The organism is Saccharopolyspora rectivirgula DSM 43747, assembly GCF_000497205.1.
In the GTDB taxonomy this organism is placed as follows: domain Bacteria; phylum Actinomycetota; class Actinomycetes; order Mycobacteriales; family Pseudonocardiaceae; genus Saccharopolyspora; species Saccharopolyspora rectivirgula.
The window spans coordinates 26,859-46,666 of the sequence record NZ_AYJW01000003.1; the positions used below are offsets into that span (position 1 = coordinate 26,859).

14 protein-coding genes are annotated in these 19,808 nt (G+C 68.8%); 9 read left to right on the forward strand and 5 right to left on the reverse strand.

The genetic code is table 11. The annotated features are described in order from the left end of the window. The first annotated feature begins 318 nt into the window (after positions 1-318). The 3 genes from SREC43747_RS20130 to SREC43747_RS0101485 all read left to right on the forward strand — a co-directional run bounded on the left by SREC43747_RS20130 (position 319) and on the right by SREC43747_RS0101485 (position 5,001). The gene (locus tag SREC43747_RS20130) at positions 319-717 is read left to right on the forward strand and encodes a hypothetical protein (RefSeq protein WP_051387556.1); all 399 of its coding nucleotides are present in this window, start codon (positions 319-321) and stop codon (positions 715-717) included. 127 nt (positions 718-844) lie between these two features. Continuing rightward, positions 845-3,211, forward strand: a complete 2,367-nt coding sequence (locus tag SREC43747_RS0101480) for a glycoside hydrolase family 2 protein (RefSeq protein WP_029719381.1) — start codon at positions 845-847, stop codon at positions 3,209-3,211. 293 nt (positions 3,212-3,504) lie between these two features. Next, positions 3,505-5,001, forward strand: coding sequence for an amino acid permease (locus SREC43747_RS0101485; protein ID WP_029719382.1), 1,497 nt, complete (start codon positions 3,505-3,507; stop codon positions 4,999-5,001). Between the two features lie 30 nt (positions 5,002-5,031). Here the strand turns inward: SREC43747_RS0101485 and SREC43747_RS0101490 are convergent, their stop codons facing one another. The 5 genes from SREC43747_RS0101490 to SREC43747_RS0101510 all read right to left on the reverse strand — a co-directional run bounded on the left by SREC43747_RS0101490 (position 5,032) and on the right by SREC43747_RS0101510 (position 10,936). Next, positions 5,032-5,826, reverse strand: coding sequence for an IclR family transcriptional regulator (locus SREC43747_RS0101490; protein WP_029719383.1), 795 nt, complete (start codon positions 5,824-5,826; stop codon positions 5,032-5,034). Positions 5,827-5,967: 141 nt separating this feature from the next. Further along, positions 5,968-6,603 (reverse strand): sarcosine oxidase subunit gamma, encoded by a 636-nt coding sequence (locus tag SREC43747_RS0101495; protein WP_029719384.1) that lies wholly within the window; start codon positions 6,601-6,603, stop codon positions 5,968-5,970. Next, on the reverse strand, positions 6,581-9,418 hold the full coding sequence (locus tag SREC43747_RS0101500) for a 2Fe-2S iron-sulfur cluster-binding protein (RefSeq protein WP_029719386.1): 2,838 nt from the start codon (positions 9,416-9,418) through the stop codon (positions 6,581-6,583). The genes SREC43747_RS0101495 and SREC43747_RS0101500 overlap by 23 nt, the downstream gene beginning before the upstream one ends. Next, positions 9,418-9,684, reverse strand: a complete 267-nt coding sequence (locus tag SREC43747_RS0101505) for a sarcosine oxidase subunit delta (RefSeq protein WP_029719387.1) — start codon at positions 9,682-9,684, stop codon at positions 9,418-9,420. The genes SREC43747_RS0101500 and SREC43747_RS0101505 overlap by 1 nt, the downstream gene beginning before the upstream one ends. 34 nt (positions 9,685-9,718) lie before the next feature. Further along, positions 9,719-10,936 carry a sarcosine oxidase subunit beta family protein gene (locus SREC43747_RS0101510; protein WP_029719388.1) on the reverse strand — a complete coding sequence of 406 codons (1,218 nt, stop codon included), beginning with the start codon at positions 10,934-10,936 and terminating at the stop codon, positions 9,719-9,721. Positions 10,937-11,405: 469 nt separating this feature from the next. Here SREC43747_RS0101510 and SREC43747_RS0101515 point away from each other — a divergent pair, with 469 nt between their 5' ends. From SREC43747_RS0101515 to SREC43747_RS0101540, 6 genes are all read left to right on the forward strand, one after another. Then, positions 11,406-13,886, forward strand: a complete 2,481-nt coding sequence (locus SREC43747_RS0101515) for a GcvT family protein (protein WP_029719389.1) — start codon at positions 11,406-11,408, stop codon at positions 13,884-13,886. A 47-nt stretch (positions 13,887-13,933) separates the two neighbouring features. Further along, on the forward strand, positions 13,934-15,127 hold the full coding sequence (locus SREC43747_RS0101520; RefSeq protein WP_029719390.1) for a glycine cleavage T C-terminal barrel domain-containing protein: 1,194 nt from the start codon (positions 13,934-13,936) through the stop codon (positions 15,125-15,127). 20 nt (positions 15,128-15,147) lie between these two features. Then, positions 15,148-15,981, forward strand: a complete 834-nt coding sequence (locus SREC43747_RS0101525; protein WP_029719391.1) for a methylenetetrahydrofolate reductase — start codon at positions 15,148-15,150, stop codon at positions 15,979-15,981. Beyond that, the gene (locus tag SREC43747_RS0101530) at positions 15,978-17,675 is read left to right on the forward strand and encodes a formate--tetrahydrofolate ligase (protein WP_029719392.1); all 1,698 of its coding nucleotides are present in this window, start codon (positions 15,978-15,980) and stop codon (positions 17,673-17,675) included. Before SREC43747_RS0101525 ends, SREC43747_RS0101530 begins: the two co-directional genes overlap by 4 nt. After that, entirely contained in the window at positions 17,672-18,262 is a 591-nt protein-coding gene (locus tag SREC43747_RS0101535; RefSeq protein WP_051387557.1) for a cyclodeaminase/cyclohydrolase family protein, read from the forward strand. Before SREC43747_RS0101530 ends, SREC43747_RS0101535 begins: the two co-directional genes overlap by 4 nt. A 362-nt stretch (positions 18,263-18,624) precedes the next feature. Then, the gene (locus SREC43747_RS0101540; protein WP_236622969.1) at positions 18,625-19,803 is read left to right on the forward strand and encodes a benzoate/H(+) symporter BenE family transporter; all 1,179 of its coding nucleotides are present in this window, start codon (positions 18,625-18,627) and stop codon (positions 19,801-19,803) included. The last annotated feature ends 5 nt before the right edge of the window (positions 19,804-19,808 follow it).

Below are 19,808 nucleotides of genomic sequence, written 5' to 3' on the forward strand. Positions count from 1 at the left end.
CGCTGGACAGGCCGTGCACCGACCTGAACAGGCATGGATCCCCCTGTGGTTAACCGTATGGCGGCTGCTGCCGGCACGCCGGACACCGCCCGCGCACCTCGCTCGAACAGGGGACGTGACCAGGCCGTTCGGTGAATGACCAACTTGCGGGGCAAATCAGGACTCGTGCACCGCGACCCCCGGCGGCAGAATGGGACATACAACCCGAGGTGTGACACAAGCCCCGTGCGGGCAACGCGGTGTTCCTCGCCGGCGTGTTCCTCACCAGGGGTCCAGCGCTTCTCCAGTCGCCGGTCAACCGAGGGGAGGTAATCGGCCGTGAGGGATTATGCCGTCCACCTGGTCTTCCACCTGCTGGCCGGGCTCCTGGGCGCGATCGCGGGAGTGGCCGCGGGGATGTGGTGGACCGGCCGCAGCCCGGCGGCCTTGTGGCTCGCCATCGGAGCGCTGATCATCGGATTCGTCGTACTGCTCCTGCAGAACCTGTACATCAACGCTCTTCCGAGCCGAGCACGACGAGCGCGACCGGCAGCGCGGCGCCCGGGAACCGCTTCCCGGGAGAGCCGGGCGAACAGGACCCTCCCGGAAGGCGAGTTCCCCTCCGCAACACCGAACACGTGGGTGCAACCGGCGGACCGGGAAGGCCCCGGCGAGGCCGCGGAAGCGGACGTCCCCCGGGAGCGGCGGAGCGCGCACCCACCCACCAAGCGCCTGTGAAGGGCTTCCTCCACCAGGGCGAAACCCGACTCGTTGGCTGGTCAGCCCACTCCCTCTGTGTTCGAATCACCTGGATCGCGGCTGCCGCACGCCGCTCGCTGACCGACGCCAGAGGTGCTGGCCCCCGATGCCCAACGAGTTCTTCCCCTCCGCCAGCAGGTTCTCCCGGCGCGCGCTGTGGCGCACCGCCGCCGTGGTCGCCGCCCTGCTGGCCTTCCCCCGTTCCGCGCCAGCGACCGGCAGCGGAGCCGCCCGCCAGCGCTTCCCCCTGCTGCGGGGGTGGTCGGTCCGCCCGTCGCCCGCGGGACGGGCGGACGCGGTCGACCTCCCGCACAGCCCGGTGCAGCTGCCGTGGCGCGACTGGGAACCGGCCAGTTGGGAACGCTCGTGGCACTACGAGAAGACCTTCGCCTTCCACCCCCAGCGGGGGATGCGGTACTTCCTCGATTTCGACGGGGTGCTGACCAGCGCGACACCCGTGCTCAACGGCCACGAGCTCCCGCAGCACCGCGGCGGCTACCTGCCGTTCCGGTACGAGGTCACCGACCTGCTCCGCACCGAGAACCACCTCGCGGTGACGGTGGACGGCGCCCCCGACCCCGAGGTGCCGCCGAACCACGGACCGGGCCAACCCAGTTCCGCCGTGGACTTCTGGCAGCCGGCCGGGATGTACCGGGAGGTGTGGTTGACCTGCCTGCCGGCCGACCACATCAGCGATGTCTTCGCCAAACCGGTCGAGGTGCTCGACGAGCGGCGTCGCGGTCTGGTCGTGCAGTGCGAGCTCGACCTGGCGGTCGGTGGGCCGGGGTACCGGTTGGGCGTGGAGCTGCGGCGGGACGGGGTCGTCCTCGCCGCGACGAGCCGATCGCTGGCCGCCCTGCCGCCGGGGCGGCACACCGTTCGCTTGGGCCTGGAGCGGTTGTCCGGGATCGAGTTGTGGCACGTGTCCCGCCCCGAGCTGTACGACGTGGTGGTCACGCTCTCGGCGGGCGGTTCCCCCGTGCACGACTACCGGGTGCGGACGGGGTTCCGGGAAGCGGTGTTCACCACCTCCGGCTGCTACCTCAACGGCGAGCGGCTGCAGGTCTTCGGGTTGAACCGGCACCAGCTGTTCCCGTTCGTCGGCGCGGCGATGCCCGCCCGGGTGCAGCGGCGGGACGCCGAAATGCTGCGGCGGGAGCTGAACTGCAACATGGTCCGCTGCTCGCACTACCCGCAGCACCCGGCTTTCCTGGACGCCTGCGACGAGCTCGGGCTGATGGTGTGGGTGGAGCCGCCCGGCTGGCAGCACCTGGGCGGCCGGGAGTGGCTGGCCCGCTCCTACCGGGACGTGCGGGAGATGATCCTCCGGGACCGCAACCACCCCAGTGTCGTGCTGTGGGGCGCCCGGTTGAACGAGACACCGGGGAACGCCGAGTTCTACACGGCCACCGAACGGCTCGCCAAGTCCTTGGACGACTCCAGGCAGACCACCGGCGGCATGCACCCGGCCGATCACGACAGCACCGATTTCCAGCACGACGTCTTCGGCTACAACGATTACGCGTGGACACCGGGCCCGGACGGCGCCCCGCAGCCCGAGCCGCTCCCCCCGCGCACCGATTTCCCCTATCTGATCAGCGAAGCCGTGGGCACCCTCTCCGGACCGGCGAAGTTCTACCGGCGCACCGACCGGCAACCGGTGCAGCAGGGGCAAGCACTGGCGCACGCCCGCGTGCACGATCGCGCGATGCGCGATCCGGCCTGCACCGGGGTGCTGGCCTGGTGCGGGTTCGACTACCCGTCCGGGAACGGGAACGTCTTCCACGGCATCAAGTGGCCCGGCGTGGTCGACCTGTTCCGAGTCCCCAAGCCCGGCGCCGCGTTCTACCGGGCGCAGGTGGATCCCCGGCAGCGGGGGGTCATCGAGCCTTCGTTCTACTGGGACTTCTCGATCATCCCGGTCACCGAGCTCGGCGACCGGGCGGCTATATGGTCGAATGTGGATCTTCTGAAGATCTATTTGGACGGTCTGCACCACTCAGATCTTTCCGCCGCGAGGGAGGAATTCCCCCACCTCGCCTATCCACCGTTCTTCGCCAATTTTTCCAATGTGGATCCTTCGGAACTGAGGATCGACGGCTATCTGGACGGACAACTGGTGGCCAGCCGCAAGTTCTGCGCGGACCGTGGTCTAGACCGGCTGGAGCTCAGCGTGGATTCCGCTGCCCTCACCGCAGCAGAACCGGACGCCCCCCGAGCCGAGCTGCGAGCCACGGACCGCTACGGGAACAACCGACCTCACGTCCGGGGAAATGTTGATCTGACGCTCACCGGACCGGCAATTCTGATCGGCGCAAACCCCTTTCCGCTGTCCGAAACAGGAGGAGCTGGGGCGGTGTGGCTGCGCAGCACCGGAACCCCCGGGACCGCGCTCCTGCGCGCCGAGCACCCCGTTCTCGGCTCAGCAACGGCCCGAATCCACATCACCGCGGACCCCGCGGTCAGCGGTTGACGCCCCCCCGCCACCCGACGCCCCGGGCAGCGCCACAACGGTCCGCGGTGTCGAAAACTCGCCAACACCACCACTGGTCCAAAAGGACCAACGAAGCCCCCGGGGCCGCTTTCACCTCTGCTTTCGCTGCTCGAAAAAACCTTGCGGCGCCAAGGGATTGATCACCACTCGGCAACGAATCCTTGACCGTCTTGCCGAGCGTGATCTGACGAACAATCCTGTTCGTGACAAGTCCCCGGGTTCGCCGGCTCTGCCGGCTTCTCGAGGACACGGGGGGGAGGAGGGCCATCCCAATGACTATTTTGCGGGTCAAATCAGTCGAGCAGTCCATCCGAGACGCGGAAGCCCCTGAATTCCGACTGCGCCGGGTGCTCAGCGCGTGGGACCTGCTGGGTATCGGGATCGGCGCGATCATCGGTACCGGCATCTTCGTGCTCACCGGGGTAGCCGCCGCTACCGATGCCGGACCGGCCATTTCGATCTCGTTCGTGCTCTCCGGCATCGCCTGCGGACTGGCTGCGCTGTGCTACGCCGAATTCGCTTCCGTGGTGCCGGTCGCCGGTTCGGCCTACACCTTCTCCTACGCCTCGCTGGGCGAGTTCTTCGCCTGGCTCATCGGGTGGGACCTGATACTCGAGTTCGTCATCGGTGCCTCCACCGTTTCCGTGGGGTGGTCCCAATACCTGGTGGAGGCGCTCAGCTCGGCCGGACTGGCCTTGCCGGAAGAGCTGACCGCGGCACCCGGAGCAGGTGGGGTCATCAACCTGCCCGCGCTCCTCATCGCGCTGGTGCTGACCGTCGTGCTGGTGGTCGGGATCAAGCTGAGCTCGGCGGTGACCAACGTGATCGTGGCCATCAAGGTGGCCGTCGTCCTGTTCTTCATCATCTTCGGCGCGTTCTTCATCAACACCGCGAACTGGAGCCCCTTCCTGCCTCCGCACCAGCCGCCGGAGCCCGGCACCTCCGCCTCGCCGCTGGAAGACCCGTTGATCAACGCCATATTCGGGCAGACCGGTTCGTACGGGCTCAGCGGTCTGGTCGCCGGTGCCGCGCTGGTGTTCTTCGCCTACATCGGTTTCGACATCGTCGCCAGCGGCGCCGAGGAAACCCGGCGACCGCAACGCGACATGCCCATCGGCATCCTGGGCTCCCTGGCCGTCTGCTCCGTGCTCTACGTCCTGGTGTCGCTGGTGATGACGGGGATCGTGAAGTACACGGACCTGAACACCGCGGCCCCGATGGCGACCGCCTTCCAAGCGATCGGAGCCCCGTGGGCGGTGGGGCTGGTCTCGCTCGGCGCGATCGCCGGTCTCACCACGGTCATCCTGATCCTGATGCTCGGTCAGGCCCGGGTGGCGTTCGCGATGAGCCGGGACGGCCTGCTGCCGACCTGGTTTGCCAAGGTGCACCCCAAGTACCGCACCCCGTACCGGGTCACCCTGTGCACCGGTGTCGTGGTGGCGCTCATCGCCTCGCTCACCCCGATCGACGTGCTGGCCGAGATGACCAACATCGGCACCCTGTTCGCCTTCGTGCTGGTGTCCGCGGGCGTGCTGGTGCTGCGGCGCACCCGACCGGACCTGCCCCGGGCGTTCCGGGTCCCCGGCGTCCCGGTCGTTCCGGCGCTGGCGGTGCTGGCCTGCCTGTACCTGATGCTCAACCTGGAAGGCTGGACCTGGATCCGGTTCGCGGTCTGGATGCTGTTCGGCCTGGTCGTCTACTTCCTCTACAGCAAGAAGAACAGCAGGCTGGCCAGGGCCGAGAGCGGGGAGAGCACCGGCGAGCAGTGACCGGGCGTTCGAGCCGCCGACCAGCTCCGCTCAGGGCGCGTCCAGATAGCCCAACTGGGTGGACAGCTGGTCGGCGGCTCCGCGCAGCAGGTCGATCACTTCCCCGATCCGCTTGCGGGAGAAGCGGTACGACGGCCCGGAAGCGCTCAACGCGGCCACCACCGTGCCGTCGCGGCCGTGCACCGCGACAGCCACCGCGTTGAGCCCCAGCTCGAGCTCCTCGTAGCTGGTGGCGTAACCGTCCCGGGCGATCCGGTCGAAGTCCTTGCGCAGCTGCCCCGCGTCGACGACGGTGCGCGGGGTGTACCGCTCGAGCGGCTCCCGCAGGATCTTCTCCCGCTCGTGCTCGGGCGCGTAGGCGAGCAGGACCTTCCCGCTGGAGGTGGCGTGCAGCGGCGTGCGCTGCCCCACCCAGTTGTGCGCGGTGACCGCGGCGGTTCCGCGGGCCTGGCTGATGTTGATGGCAACGGCGTCGTCCCGAACCGCGATGTTGACCGTTTCCCCCAGCTCGGCGGCCAAGTTCTCGCAGAAGGGGCGTCCCAACCTGGGCAGGTCCATCCGCTCGGTGGCGGCCCCGGCGAGCCGGACCACGCCGAACCCGATGGTGTACTTCCCGCGTTCGCCCTGCTGTTCGACCAGCCCGCGGGCTTCCAACACGCTGACGAGCCGGGAAGCGGTGGACTTGTGCACACCGAGTTCCGCGGCGATCTCGGTGATACCGGCTTCTCCGTTGCGGGCCAGCAGTTCCATGATCGTTATCGCTCGGTCGACGGATTGGACCAGAGCACCAGAACTCCTGCCGCGTCCCTCATCTGCGCTACTCACAGGCCAACCGTATCCGTAGCGGGTCCGTTTCCCGTATTGTTCGCTCGCGCTTCCCACATTCGCACATCAAGAAGAGCGAACCAGGGGCACAAGACCCCCGCCGCGTTCGGGCGGACCCCGGCACCGGCCGCTCGGGCGCGCTCAGCTCCCGTCCCGGTATTCGGCCATCGCGTCCAGCAGCAGGTCGGCCAGGTAGCCGGCGAACGAGCACCGCACCAGCAGCCGGTAGCGCGGTTCCTCGGTCAACTGCCACAGGATCGCCTGGGTCCGGCCGAGGAGCGTCTGGGCGCACCGGCCGGGGCCGAACGACCTCGGGTGCAGATCCAACGAGCAGACCTTCTCCAGCACGTCGCGGGCCATCGGTCCGCGGAGGTCGAGCGTGGTCTGGTTGGCCGAAACGTCCACCACGGAGCCGAACGAATCCGCCAGGCCTCGCGTCAACCGGTCGACGACGTCCCCGATCGCGCCGTCCGGAGCGACCACCAACCACTCGTCCGGGCCGAGCCGCAGCACGGCGGTGGTCTCGTCGCCGTGGACCGCGTTCGGCCGCTCCGTCGGCAGTTCCACCCCGAGTTCCCGGCCGATCCCGGCCACCGCCGGACTCCCCGGGTGGACCCGGAGGTTCACCTGGGTGAGGAAGGGTTCTTCGGCGAGCTGGACGCCGCGGGGACCGGGGACGCTGCGGGCGGCGAGCTCAGCAGCCCGATCGGCGAGCGGGCTCTGCCGCACCGCGCTGCCCGCTCCGGATCGCCGGTCAGCCGGATGCACGACCGTCACGACGGGCTCCTTCCTCGTCGTAGAACACCGGTTTGGTGACTCGTACCGGGATCTTGCGCCCGGCCACCGGGGCGTGCAGGACTTGGCCGGTGCGCTGCCGTCCAGCGCGGACGAGGGCCAGCGCGAAGGTCCTGCCCAGCACCGGGCTGCGGTAGCTGGAGGTCACGTGCCCCAGCATCGGCACCGGTGGCTCGTCCCCCGCCTCCGGGGCAACCAGCTGCGCCCCTTCCGGCAACCGCTCTTCCGGGTCCACCGGCAGCAGACCGACGAGCTGCTCGCGGTCCTCGCGAGCGGTGTCGGGCCTGGCGAGCGATCTGCGCCCGATGAAGTCCTTGTGCTTGGCCACCACCCAATCCATGCCCAGGTCCAGCGGGGTGACCGTGCCGTCGGTGTCCTGGCCGACGACGACGAACCCCTTCTCCGCCCGCAGCACGTGCATGGTTTCCGTGCCGTACGGGGTGATCCCGTGGTCCGCGCCGGCCTGGTGCACCATTTCCCACAGGGCCATCCCGTACCAGGAGGCCGTGCTGACTTCGTAGGCGAGTTCTCCGGAGAAGGAGATCCGGCTGATCCGGGCGGGAATCCCGCCGCGCAGCCGGGTTTCCCGGAACTCCATGAACCGGAAGGCCTCCGGGGAGACGTCCAGTTCCGGGGCGATCCGCCGGACGACCTCACGGGAGTCCGGCCCGACAACGGCCACCGTCGCCCACTGCTCGGTGACCGAGGTGCAGTGGACGGCCAGGTGCGGCCACTCGGTCTGCAGCCACTCCTCCAGCCAGTCCAGGACCGCCTCGGCGTTCCCGGTGGTGGTGCTCATCAGGAACCGGTCCTCGGCCAGCCGCGTGGTGACCCCGTCGTCGAACACCATCCCGTCCGCGGTGCACATCATGCCGTAGCGGGCTTTGCCGACCGGGAGCTTGGCAAACCCGTTGGTGTAGACGCGGTTGAGGAACTCGGCGGCGTCGGGACCGACCACTTCGATCTTGCCGAGCGTGGTGGCGTCCATCATCGCGACCCCGGTGCGCGCGGCGAGGCACTCCCGCCGCACGGCGGCGTCCATGTCTTCACCGGGCCGGGGGTAGTAGCGCGGCCGCTTCCACTGGCCGACGTCCTCGAACACCGCGCCGTGTTCGACGTGCCAGCGGTGCATCGGCGTGGTGCGGACCGGGTCGTAGAGGGCCCCGCGCTCCCGACCGGCCATGAGGCTGAACGAGACCGGGGTGTACGGAGCGCGGAAGCTGGGCGGTCCGAGCTCCGCGGGGGAGGTCCCCAGCAGGTGGGCCAGCAGCCCGATCGCGGTGGTGCTCGCGGCCTTCCCCTGGTCGCTCCCGGTTCCGATGGTGGTGTACCGCTTGACGTGCTCGGCCGAGCGCATGCCGGCGTCGATGGCGCGCTGGACGTCGGCCGCGGTCGCGTCCCGCTGCAGGTCCACGAAGTGGTCCTGCCACTGCCCCGGATCCCCGGAGCGCGCCGGGATCAGCCACAGTGGACGGATCTCGTGGGCCGGTTGTTCCGGGCTGACCACCGGATCCGGTGGTGCGGGCACCGAGAACCCGCAGGCTTCAGCGGCTTCGGCACCGGCGGCCCCGCCCTGCACCAGGCAGCCGGCCAGGTCGAAGGTGCCGCGCGCAGCGCCGACGACCCGCGTGGTGCGGGTGTCCGCGGCGGGGACGAAAGCAGCCGTGGACTCCTCCCACCGGAGCTGGCCGCCCTGCTGGCCGAACAACTGGACCGCGGGGTTCCAGCCACCGCACACCGCCAGCAGATCGCATTCGACGCTGGAGGGGTTCCCGACCAGCTGGCCCTTCTCGTCCAGGCGGTCGAAGTCGATCCCGGTGATCCGGGGATCCCCGGTGGTGTCGATGACCGCGGCGCCGGCGACGACCCCGATGCCCGCTCGCTCCACCTGTTCGACGAGCCGGGGCGGCGGTTCGGGCCGGGCGTCGAGCAGCACGGGGACGGTGCCGCCCGCGCGCTGCACGTCCAGCGCGGTCCAGTAGGCGCTGTCCGATGTGGTGCACACGGCCACCGCGCTGCCCGGCAGGACCGCGTACCGGTGGATGTAGCGCCGCACCGCGGAAGCGAGCATGATCCCGGGGCGGTCGTTGTTGGCGAACACCAGCGGACGTTCGTGCGCGCCGGTCGCCAGCACCACCTGGCGGGTCCTGACGTGCCACAGCCGCTGCATCCCGGGCCGTTCCTCGGCGGCCAGCAGATAACCGTGGTCGTAGCAGCCGACGGCCGTCGTCCGGGTCAGCACCCGCACTTCGGGGAGTTCCGCCAGCTGCAGCACCGACCGGTTGACCCAGTCCGCGGCGTCGAGACCGTCGATGGTCTCCGAACTGCCCTCCAACGAACCACCGAGCTCCCCGTCCTGCTCCACCAGCAGCACCCGGGCCCCGCTGCGCCCGGCGGCGAGCGCGGCAGCTATCCCGGCCGGTCCACCTCCCACCACGACCACCTCGGCGTGCACGTGCTTCTTGTCGTAGCGCGTGCTGTCGGAACCGGAGGACAACCACCCCTTTCCGGAGAGGCTCTGCACCCGCAGCCCGTCCTGGAGCTCGAGCTGGGTGGCCGGCACCATCGGTTCCGGTGCGCCGGTGAGCACCTGGACCAGGGCGTTCGGCTCGGTGCAGTCGGCGGTGAAGATCCCCCGCGGTCGACCGCGGTAGAGGGAGGGGGCCACTTCCACCTGACCGGCCGCCAGCAGCGCGGAGGCCACCGTGTCCCCGGGGTGGCCGGTCAGCTCTCGACCGTCGAAGCTGAACCGCAGCAATCGGCTGCGATCTATCCTCCCGCCGTTGGCCAGCCGCATCAGACCTGCTCCTCGTCGGACTCGTCGGAGCGGAACTCGTTGGTCGCGGTGTTGCGGACGACGGTGAACCAGCGCCGGCAGCCAGCGGTGTGCACCCAGCGTTCGCGGAACTCGCCCGCCGGGTTGTCCCGCATGAACAGGTAGTCCGCCCACGCCGCGTCGTCCAGGGCCGCCGGGTTCTCCGGGTAGGCGGGGCGGACCTGGCCGCCGTAGCGGAATTCGACCTCGTCCCGCGGACCGCAGTGCGGGCATGGGATCAACAGCATGCCGTCTCCTGCTCGTTCCTGATCGGTCTGCTGGTCAATGCGCGACGGCCGCAGCGCCGTGCTCGTCCACCAGGGCGCCGGTGCGGAACCGCTCGAGACCGTAGGGCTCGGCCAGCGGGTGCGGCTGCCCGGTGGCGATGGTGTGGGCGAAGACCCAGCCCACCCCGGGGGTTGCTTTGAACCCTCCCGTTCCCCAACCGCAGTTGAGGAACAACCCCTGCACCGGGGTGGGCCCGATGATCGGGGAAGCGTCCGGCGTCACGTCGACGATCCCGGCCCAGGTCCGGATGACGTGCGCCTGGGCGAACACCGGGAACAGCTCCAGCGCGGACGCCATTTGCCGTTCGACCACCTGCACCGAACCGAGCTGCCGGTAGCTGTTGGGGGCGTCGATGCCCGCGCCCAGCACCAGCTCCCCCTTGTGCGCTTGGCTGCAGTAGACGTGCACGTGGTTGGACATGACCACGCAGGGGTGGACCGGCTCCAGCAGCTCGGAGACCAGCGCTTGCAGCGGGTGGGTCTGGATCGGCAGCCGCAACCCCAGGCCGGCGGTCAGCTGGGACGTCCTCCCGGCTGCCGCCAGACCCACCTTCTCCGCCCCGATCGGCCCTCGGGTGGTCTCCACTCCGACGACCCGGTCGCCCACCGTCCGGATCGCGGTCACCTCGCAGTTCTGGATCAGGTCCACCCCGAGCTGGTCGGCTTTGCGGGCGAACGCCCACGCGACGTGGTCGTGCTTGGCGATTCCACCGCGGGGCTGGAAGGTGGCTCCGAGCACCGGGTAGCGGATCTCCGGGGAAAGGTTCAGTATTGGACAGATTTCGGCGATCTGGTCCGGTTCGAGCCACTCGGCATCGATCCCGTTGAGCTGATTGGCGAAGGCGCGGCGCTGGAAGTCCCGGACTTCCTGCTCGCTGTGCGCCAGGTTCAGCACGCCCCGCTGGCTGAGCAGGAAGTCGTACTCCAGCTCGGCGGGAAGCTCCTCCCACAGCTTCAGCGAATGCTCGTAGATCGCGGCGCTCTCGTCGAACAGGTAATTCGAGCGGATGATCGTGGTGTTGCGGGCCATGTTGCCGCCGGCCAGCCAGCCCCTCTCCAGCACCGCGACATCGCGGATCCCGTGGTTGCGGGCGAGGTAGTACGCGGTGGCCAGGCCGTGCCCCCCGGAACCGACGATGATCACCTCGTAGTTGCTCTTCGGTTCCGGGTTGCGCCAGAGCTGCGGCGGTGGCTCGGGTTGCGACGGAGACACCGGTGCCTCCTGCAGGACAAGTGCTGGGGTGGTTGGGAAGAACAGCCAGCGCCGGAATGCGCGGTGTGCCAGGAAGGCTACGAGCGGGAATCAGCACCGTCAACCAGCGCTCCCCGAACGCTCCCCTTGCCATCCGGACGGATGATCCTTCTTGCTCTCCAAATTAGACGATCTTGGAAATCCGCCCTTCGGGATTCCGAAGTGATCAGTTCTCCTCGCTCGGAGAAGATCAGCAATTCCGATCTCCGCCAGCAGATCACTGTGCGGACCCGGGCATCCGCGTTCTCCTCACTCACCCAGGTTGGCCATGCCCTTTGACAGCAACGAATTCAGGCACTCTCGGTCAGGTCCGCCAGCGGACCGGATGAGATCCGACGATGCCCCTGCCGTGTCCTTGACGCACCCCCGGAACGAGGCGCACTGTTGCGTATAACACACGGAGTTGTCGTAGACGCAACAGGCGGCAACCATGAAATCCAACCCCCAAGTCTTGATCATCGGTGCTGGCATCGTGGGCAGCAGCACCGCGTACCACCTCGCGGAACTTGGGATTTCCGATGTTCTGGTGGTGGAACAAGGCCCCCTGTTCGCCACCGGTGGCTCCAGCTCGCACGCCCCGGGGCTGGTCTTCCAGACGAACGCGTCGCAGATGCTCAGCCAGCTGGCCGCCTACACCGTCCAGTTCCTGTCCGGACTGGAGCACGAAGGCCGCCCCTGCTACTACCGGGTGGGCGGCATCGAGGTGGCCACCACCCAACAGCGCTGGGACGACCTGAAGCGCAAGCACGGTCTTGCCGCCAGCTGGGGCATCGACGGTGAACTGATCACCCCGGAACAGGTCCACGAGCTCTTCCCGCAAGTAGAACCGTCCCGGATCCACGGCGGCTGGTACGTGCCCAGCGACGGGATCGCCAAACCGGTCCGGGCCGCCGCCGCGATGGCAGCCCGAGCCCGCCAGCGCGGGGTCCGCTACCTGGAGCGCACCGAAGTCACCGGTTTCGGCCTCCGCGGCGGCCGGGTCCAGAAAGTGTGCACCAGCCGAGGAGATTTCACCGTGGACGCGGTGATCTGCTGCGCGGGCATCTGGGGTCCCGAGATCGGCCGGATGGCCGGGGTGTCGGTGCCGGTGCAACCACTGGCCCACCAGTACGCCGTCACCACACCGGTCCCCGGGCTGACCGCCGGGCCCGACGAAGTGCAGCAGCCGATCCTCCGGCACCAGGACTGCTCGATGTACTTCCGGCAGGCCGGCGACCGCTTCGGCATCGGTTCCTACCAGCACCGGGTCATCCCGGTCAGCAGCGAAGAACTGGCTCCCACCGCCGCCCCGGGCGACGGCGCGGAGGCTCCGCCGGAAGGGGGCGGCTGGGCCGGGATGGCCTCGGTGCACCCGTTCACACCGGAGGACTTCGCCCAGCCGTGGAAGGACGCCTGCCAACTGATCCCGGCGGTGCAGCAGACCGAGATCGCCGAAGGCATGAACGGGGTGTTCCTGTTCACCCCCGACGGCATGCCCGTGCTCGGCCCCACCACCGAGGTGCCGAACTTCTGGCTCGCCGAAGCGGTGTGGCTCACGCACGGCCCAGGAGTGGGCAAAGCGGTCTCCGAGTGGTTCGCCCACGGCGTGCCCAGCATCGACCTGCGCGCAGCGGACGTGCGCCGGCTGGACCGGTTCGCGCACAGCCCGTCCTATGTGGCCCAACGCAGCGCGCAGAGCTTCCGGGAGGTCTACGACATCATCCACCCTCAGCAGCCGCCGGAGCAGCCGCGGCCGCTGCGCACCAGCCCGTTCTACCCCCGCCAGCAGGAGCTCGGCGCGGTGTTCCTGGAAGCCAACGGGTGGGAACGGCCGCACTGGTACGAGTGCAACACCGGGCTGCTCGACGACCGCGACATCCCCGAACCCGACCCGTGGGCCGGTCGGTACTGGTCGCCGGTGGTCGCCGGCGAGCACCGGGCCACTCGCGAGCGGGTGGCCATGTACGACATGACTTCGTTGACCAGGGCCGAGGTGAGCGGCCCGGGAGCGCTGAAGTTGCTGCAACGCCTGACCACGAACCAGCTGGACCGCGCACCCGGTTACGTCACCTACACCCTGATGCTGGACCACAACGGCGGCATCCGCTCCGACATCACCGTCGCCCGGCTGCGGGAAGACCTCTTCCAGGTCGGCTGCAACGGGCCGCGCGACATCGCCTGGTTGCGCCAGCACGCCGACGACTCGGTGCACATCAGGGACATCACCGGTGGCACCTGCTGCATCGGCCTGTGGGGACCGCGCGCCCGGGACGTGCTGCAGGAACTGGCCGATCAGGACGTGTCGAACGAGTCCTTCCGGTTCTTCCGGGCGAAGCAGCTCCACGTCGGGGAGGTACCGGTGACCGCGCTCCGCCTGTCCTATGTGGGCGAACTCGGTTGGGAGCTGTACCCCTCCGCTGACTTCGGGCTGCGGCTGTGGGACCTGTTGTCCGACGCCGGGAAGGAGCACGGGATCTTCCCCGGGGGGCGGGCCGCCTTCAACGGGCTGCGCCTGGAAAAGGGCTACCGGGCCTGGGGAACGGACATGTGGACCGAGCACGATCCGCACGAGGCCGGCCTGTCGTTCGCGGTCCGGGTGGCGAAGGGGGACTTCATCGGTCGAGAAGCGCTGCTGCGCCGCCAGGAGAGGCCTCTGCGGCGGAAGCTGTGCTGCTTGACCATCGACGACGGGACCGTGCTGCTCGGTTCCGAAGCGGTGTTCGCGGAGGAGAGCAGCAACCGAGCGGTCGGCTTCACCACCAGTTGCGGGTACGGCCACAGCGTCGGCAAGAGCCTCGCTTACGCCTGGCTTCCCGCCGACCTCTCCTCCCCCGGCAGTTCCGCCTTCGTCTCCTACTTCGGTCGACGACATCCGGCAACGGTCGTCGAAGACCCGGTTTTCGACCCCGGTATGGCGCGCATGCGCAGCTGAACACCGGTCGGCAAAGCGTTCAACCCAACCCCAAAGGAGCTTCTCCAATGATCAATTCGGCCCCAGGAGTCCTGCTCTACCCGCGAATCCGCAAATCCCCGTACTTCTACGCCTCGCGGAAGCACGGCGTGGCCATGTACAGCGTGTACAACCACACCTACCACCCCCGGCACTACGGTGATCCGATCGCGGAGTACTGGGCGCTGCTGGAAGGCGTCACGCTGTGGGACGTGGGCGTGGAACGGCAGGTGGAGATCACCGGGCCGGACGCGTTCGAGTTCACCAACATGCTGGTGCCGCGCGACCTCAACAAGTGCAAGGTCGGGCAGTGCAAGTACGTCTTCATCACCAACGAGGACGGCGGCATCATCAACGACCCGGTGCTGCTGCGGCTCGATGAGAACCACTTCTGGCTGTCCCTAGCGGACAGCGACGTCCTGCTGTGGGCCAAGGGATTGGCCTACAGCCTGGGCATGGACGTGCAGATCCGCGAAGCGGACGTGGGCCCGGTGCAGATCCAGGGGCCGAAATCGCTGGACGTGATGGTCGACCTGTTCGGCGACTCGATCCGGGAAGTGCCGTACTACTACGCGGTCCACAAGGAGATCGAAGGCATGCAGGTCGTGGTCTCCCGGACCGGGTACACCGCGGAACTGGGTTACGAGATCTACCTGCACGAGGCCAGCAAGTACGGCGTCAAGCTGTGGGACCTGATCTGGGAAGCCGGCAAGCCGCACGGCATGAAGGTCATCGGACCGTGCCACATCCGCCGCATCGAGGCCGGGATCCTGTCGTGGGGCTGCGACATCACCTACGAGACCAACCCGTTCGAAGTCGGCTACGGCTTCGAGAAGACGTGGATGGTGGACCTCGACCAGGAAGCCGATTTCATCGGCAAGCAGGCGCTGCAGCGGATCAAGCAGCAAGGCATCTCCCGCAAGCTCGTCGGGGTGGAGATCGACGGCCCCAGCGTGGGCTCGTTCAACGACGGATCGATGATCGACGTCTTCGACGTGCACGACCCCCACGGGCTGCGGATAGGCGAGGTCACCTCCGCCTGCTACTCGCCGCGCCTCGGTCGCAACATCGGGTACGCGATGGTGCCCATCGCCTACCAGGAGCTGGGCACCCAGCTGGTGGTCGACACCCAGCACGGACCGCAGGACGCCGTCGTGGTCGAGAAACCGTTCCTGGACCCGACCAAGGACATCCCCAAGCGCGTGGAACAAGCCCCGGCGTAGCTGGATCGCGGTGAACGGACATGAGTTCTGGCCAACTCCAACAAGCGGTGAGCACCCGGTTCGAGGTCCTGCCGCTGAACGACACCGCTGCGCTGGTCGACCACCTGCCGGCGGGCACCACCGTCACCGTGACGGCTTCCCCGCGCCGGGGCCTGGAGCCGACGCTGGAACTGTCGGGCCGCCTGCAGAGCGCGGGATACCGGGCTGTGCCGCACATCGCGGCCCGCTCGGTGTCCAGCACCGGGCACCTGGTGGACGTGCTGGACCAGCTCACCGCCCACCGGATCTCCGAGGTGTTCGTGGTGGGCGGTGACTCCACCGCTCCCGCCGGGCCTTTCCCGGACGCGCTCTCCTTGCTGCGCGCCGCGGAGGAGCTCGGCCGGCTCCCGGAGCGGATCGGCATCACCGGGTATCCGGAACCGCACGCGCTCATCCCCGACGACAGCACGGTGCAGGCGATGGCGCAGAAATCCCGCTACGCGCACTACATCGTCTCGCAGATGTGCTTCTCCGCGGAGACGATCACCAACTGGGTGACCGCGGTCCGCCAGCGCGGGATCCAGCTGCCGATCTACTTGGGCATGCCGGGTGTGGTCGACATGCGCAAGTTGATGCGGATCGCGCTGCGCATCGGCCTCGGGGAATCGACGCGCTACTTGCGCAAGCAGCACGGAATCCTGTCCAAACTGGTCAACCGGTACAGCGCTGACGACTTGCTCGCCCAGCTGTACCCGTTCGCCAACGACCCGGCCAACGGCATCGCCGGTTGGCACTTCTTCACCTTCAACGAAGTCGCCCGCACCGCGGACTGGTTCCAGGAGTTCACGACTCGACACGGGGAGGTTTCGGCATGACGATCCCGTCCGATTTGGAAATCTCCCGGTCCACGCCGTTGAAGCCGTTGCCGGACATCGCTGCCCAACTCGGCATCGGCTCGCACCTGCTGGAACCCCACGGGCGGAACGTGGCGAAGATATCGTTGGAAGCCATCGACGAGCTCGCCGGCAACCCGCAGGCGAAGTACGTGGTGGTCTCCGCGATCACCCCCACCCCGCTCGGCGAGGGCAAAACGACCACCACCATCGGTTTGGGGCAGGCGCTGCACCACCTCGGCAAGCGGTCGGCGGTGGCGGTCCGGCAGCCCTCGATGGGACCGACCTTCGGCATCAAGGGCGGCGCGGCGGGCGGCGGGTACAGCCAGGTCGTGCCGATGGAATCGCTGAACCTCCACCTCACCGGGGACATGCACGCGGTCACCTCGGCGCACAACCTCCTCGCCGCCATGGTGGACAACCACCTGCACAAGGGGAACGCGCTGGGGATCGACCCGATGCGGATCACCTGGCGCCGGGTGATCGACATCAACGACCGCGATCTGCGGAACATCGTCACCGGCTTGGGAGGCCGCAACGACGGCACACCGCGGCAGACCGGGTTCGACATCACCGCTGCCAGCGAGGTGATGGCGGTGCTGGCGCTGTCCACCTCGCTGCACGACATGCGGGCCAGGCTGGGACGGATCGTCGTGGGGTACACCTGCGACGGGAAGCCCGTGACCGCCGAGCAGCTGCGGGCCGCGGGGGCCATGGCCGCGATCATGCGCGATGCGATCAAACCCAACTTGATGCAGACCACGGAGAACACCCCGGTCCTGGTGCACGCCGGCCCGTTCGGCAACATCGCGCACGGCAACAGTTCGGTGGTCGCCGATCTGATCGCCGGGAAGTGCGCCGACTACCTGGTCACCGAAGCCGGTTTCGGTGCCGACATGGGGGCGGAGCGGTTCTTCAACATCAAGTGCCGGGTTTCCGGTCTGCGTCCGGACGCGGCGGTCCTGGTGGTGACGGTCAGAGCGCTCAAGGCCCACTCCGGACGGTACAAAGTGGTCGCTGGCAAACCGCTGCCGGAGGAAATGCTGGCGGAGAACCCCGACGACGTGCTCGCCGGGGCGGAGAACCTGCGCAAGCAGATCGACAACATCCGGTTGCACGGGGTGTCCCCGGTGATCGCGATCAACGCGTTCCCAACCGACTTCCCCAGCGAGCACCAGGCGATCCGGGAAGTGGCCGAGTCCGAGTCCGCCCGGGTGGCGGTGTGCAACCACTTCGCCGAAGGCGGCAAAGGCGCGTTGGAACTGGCCGAGGCGGTCGTGGAAGCGGCCGAGGAGCCCGGGAGCTTCCGGTTCCTGTACTCGGATTCGGCCGGGCTGCGCACCAAGATCGAGACCATCGCCACCAAGGTCTACGGCGCGGACGGGGTCTCGTACCAGCCGGCAGCGGCGCGTGCGTTGGACGACTACGAGGCCAACGGTTTCGGCCACCTGCCGGTGTGCGTGGCGAAAACGCACCTGTCGCTGAGCTCGAACCCCTCTCTGGTCGGCGCCCCCACCGGGTGGACGCTGCCGGTGCGGGAAGTGCGGGCCTCGGTCGGGGCCGGGTTCATCTACCCGATCTGCGGGGAGATGCGGACCATGCCGGGTTTGGGATCGCACCCCGCGGCCGAGCAGATCGACATCGACGAGCACGGGCAGGTGGTCGGTCTGTCGTGACGGCCGAGCGCGAACCGGGTGCCTTCCTCGACATGCCGCTGCGGGAGGCGTTGGCCGAGATCGCCGCGCCCCGACCCACCGCGACCGCGGGAGCGGTGTGCGCGGTGACCACGGCCGCGGCCGCCGCCCTGGTGGAGATGACCGCCCGGTTGTCGGACGGCGCTGCCGGGGCGGCCGCGGCCGGCGCGCTCCGGTCCCGGGCCGAGTCGCTGGTCGACGAGGACGCCGCTGCGTACGCGCGGGTGCTCGAGGCCCAGCGGCGAACCGGCGTGGAACGCCGCGAGGCCCTTCGGGAGGCGTTCACCGCGGCGGCGCAGCCACCGCTGCGCATCGCTCGAGCAGCGGCCGAAGTCGCGGTGCTGGCCGAGCGGGTCGTCGGTGCGGCCGAACGCGCTGTGCGCGGGGATGCGGCGACGGCGGCGTCGCTGGCCGCGGCAGCCGCCCGCAGCGCAACCCGCCTCGCTCGGGTGAACCTCGCGGCAGCGGGTGGCGACCTGGACGCGGCGGCCGCGGGCGATGCGGCGAGCGCCGCGGCAGCCGAAGCGGCGGATTCAGCGTGGCTGGGGGCGCTGGCCGCTCAGGAATGAGCCCGGACCTGCACCAATACCACCCGATCGCTTTCCGCGCGGATGATCACCGGTCGCGCCACCGGAAAGAATCAGATCCACCGGAAAAGTGATCAGCAGCACATTCTCCTGTTCTGGTTTCGCATCGGAAAGGTAGAAACGGCCTGCACTCGGCGCCGCGGCGCTCGAAAATCCCGAACACACCCTTGACCTGCTGAAACTCTGCTGAATCCGCATTTGCAGAACCACCACCGGAGTCCTTTCCGGGGTGGTTCTTCGCATGTGCGGGGAATTGAGACGGGAGGAATATGAAAACTGCGACCCAGCATATGGATCGCCGCCTCCTCGAATCTCCACCGCGCCCGTTTCCGGGTTTTCGGAAATTGCGCGAGGATTTCGGCGCTCGCTACGCCGCCAACGGCTTCGTCGGCCTGGTCTTCGCGGCCACCGGGCCGGTGGCGGTGATCCTCGCCGTCGGTCAGCAGGGCGGGCTGTCCGCGGCCGAGATCGCCTCGTGGATCTTCGGCGTCTTCTTCCTCAACGGCGTGCTCACCGTGCTCGCGTGCTGGGTGTACCAGCAGCCGTTGTCGTTCTTCTGGACCATCCCCGGCACGGTGCTGGTCGGCCCGGCCCTCACCCACCTGACGTGGCCCGAGGTCGTCGGCAGTTTCGTGGTGACCGGGCTGCTGGTGCTGGGGTTGGGGCTGACCGGGTGGATCCGCCGGGCGATGGCGGCGGTGCCCATGCCCATCGTGATGGGCATGGTCGCCGGGGTGTTCCTCGGCTTCGGCCTCGACCTGGTGCGCTCGGTGACCGCGGACGCGCTGATCGCGGTGCCCATGGTGGCGGTGTTCCTGCTGCTGAGCTGGCACTCGGGGCTGGGGAGGCGGATCCCGCCGGTCCTCGGCGCCCTGGTCGTCGGGGTGATCGCGGTGGCGCTGTCCGGCCGTTTCACCGGCGGGTTCGGTTCCGGCGACTGGCTGGCGCGCCCGGTGCTGCAGACACCGGTCTTCTCCGGGCAGGCGATCCTGGAGCTGGTGGTCCCGCTGGCGATCACGGTGCTGGTGGTGCAGAACGGCCAGGGCGTGGCGGTGCTGCGGTCGGCGGGGCACACCGCCCCGGTCAACACCGTCACGATCGCCTGCGGCACGTGGTCGGTGCTGACCTCCTTCACCGGCGCGGTCTCGACCTGCCTGACCGGGCCGACGAACGCGCTGCTGACCGCCTCGGGAGAGCGCTCCCGGCACTACGTCGCGGGCATCTGCTGCGGCGCGCTGGCGGTGGTCTTCGGGCTGTTCGCACCCCTGTTCACCGGGTTGATGCTGGGCGCCCCGGAAGCGTTCATCACGGTGCTGGGCGGCTTGGCGATGCTGCGGGTGCTGCAGAGCTCCTTCGTCACCGCGTTCTCCGGCCGGTTCACCCTCGGCGCGCTGATCACGTTCGTGGTGACCGTTTCGGACGTGCAGCTGTTCAACATCGGCTCGGCGTTCTGGGGCCTGGTCGCCGGCCTCGGCGTGTCCTGGCTGCTGGAGCGGTCCGACTTCACGGCCGCCCGCTCCTGAAGCCG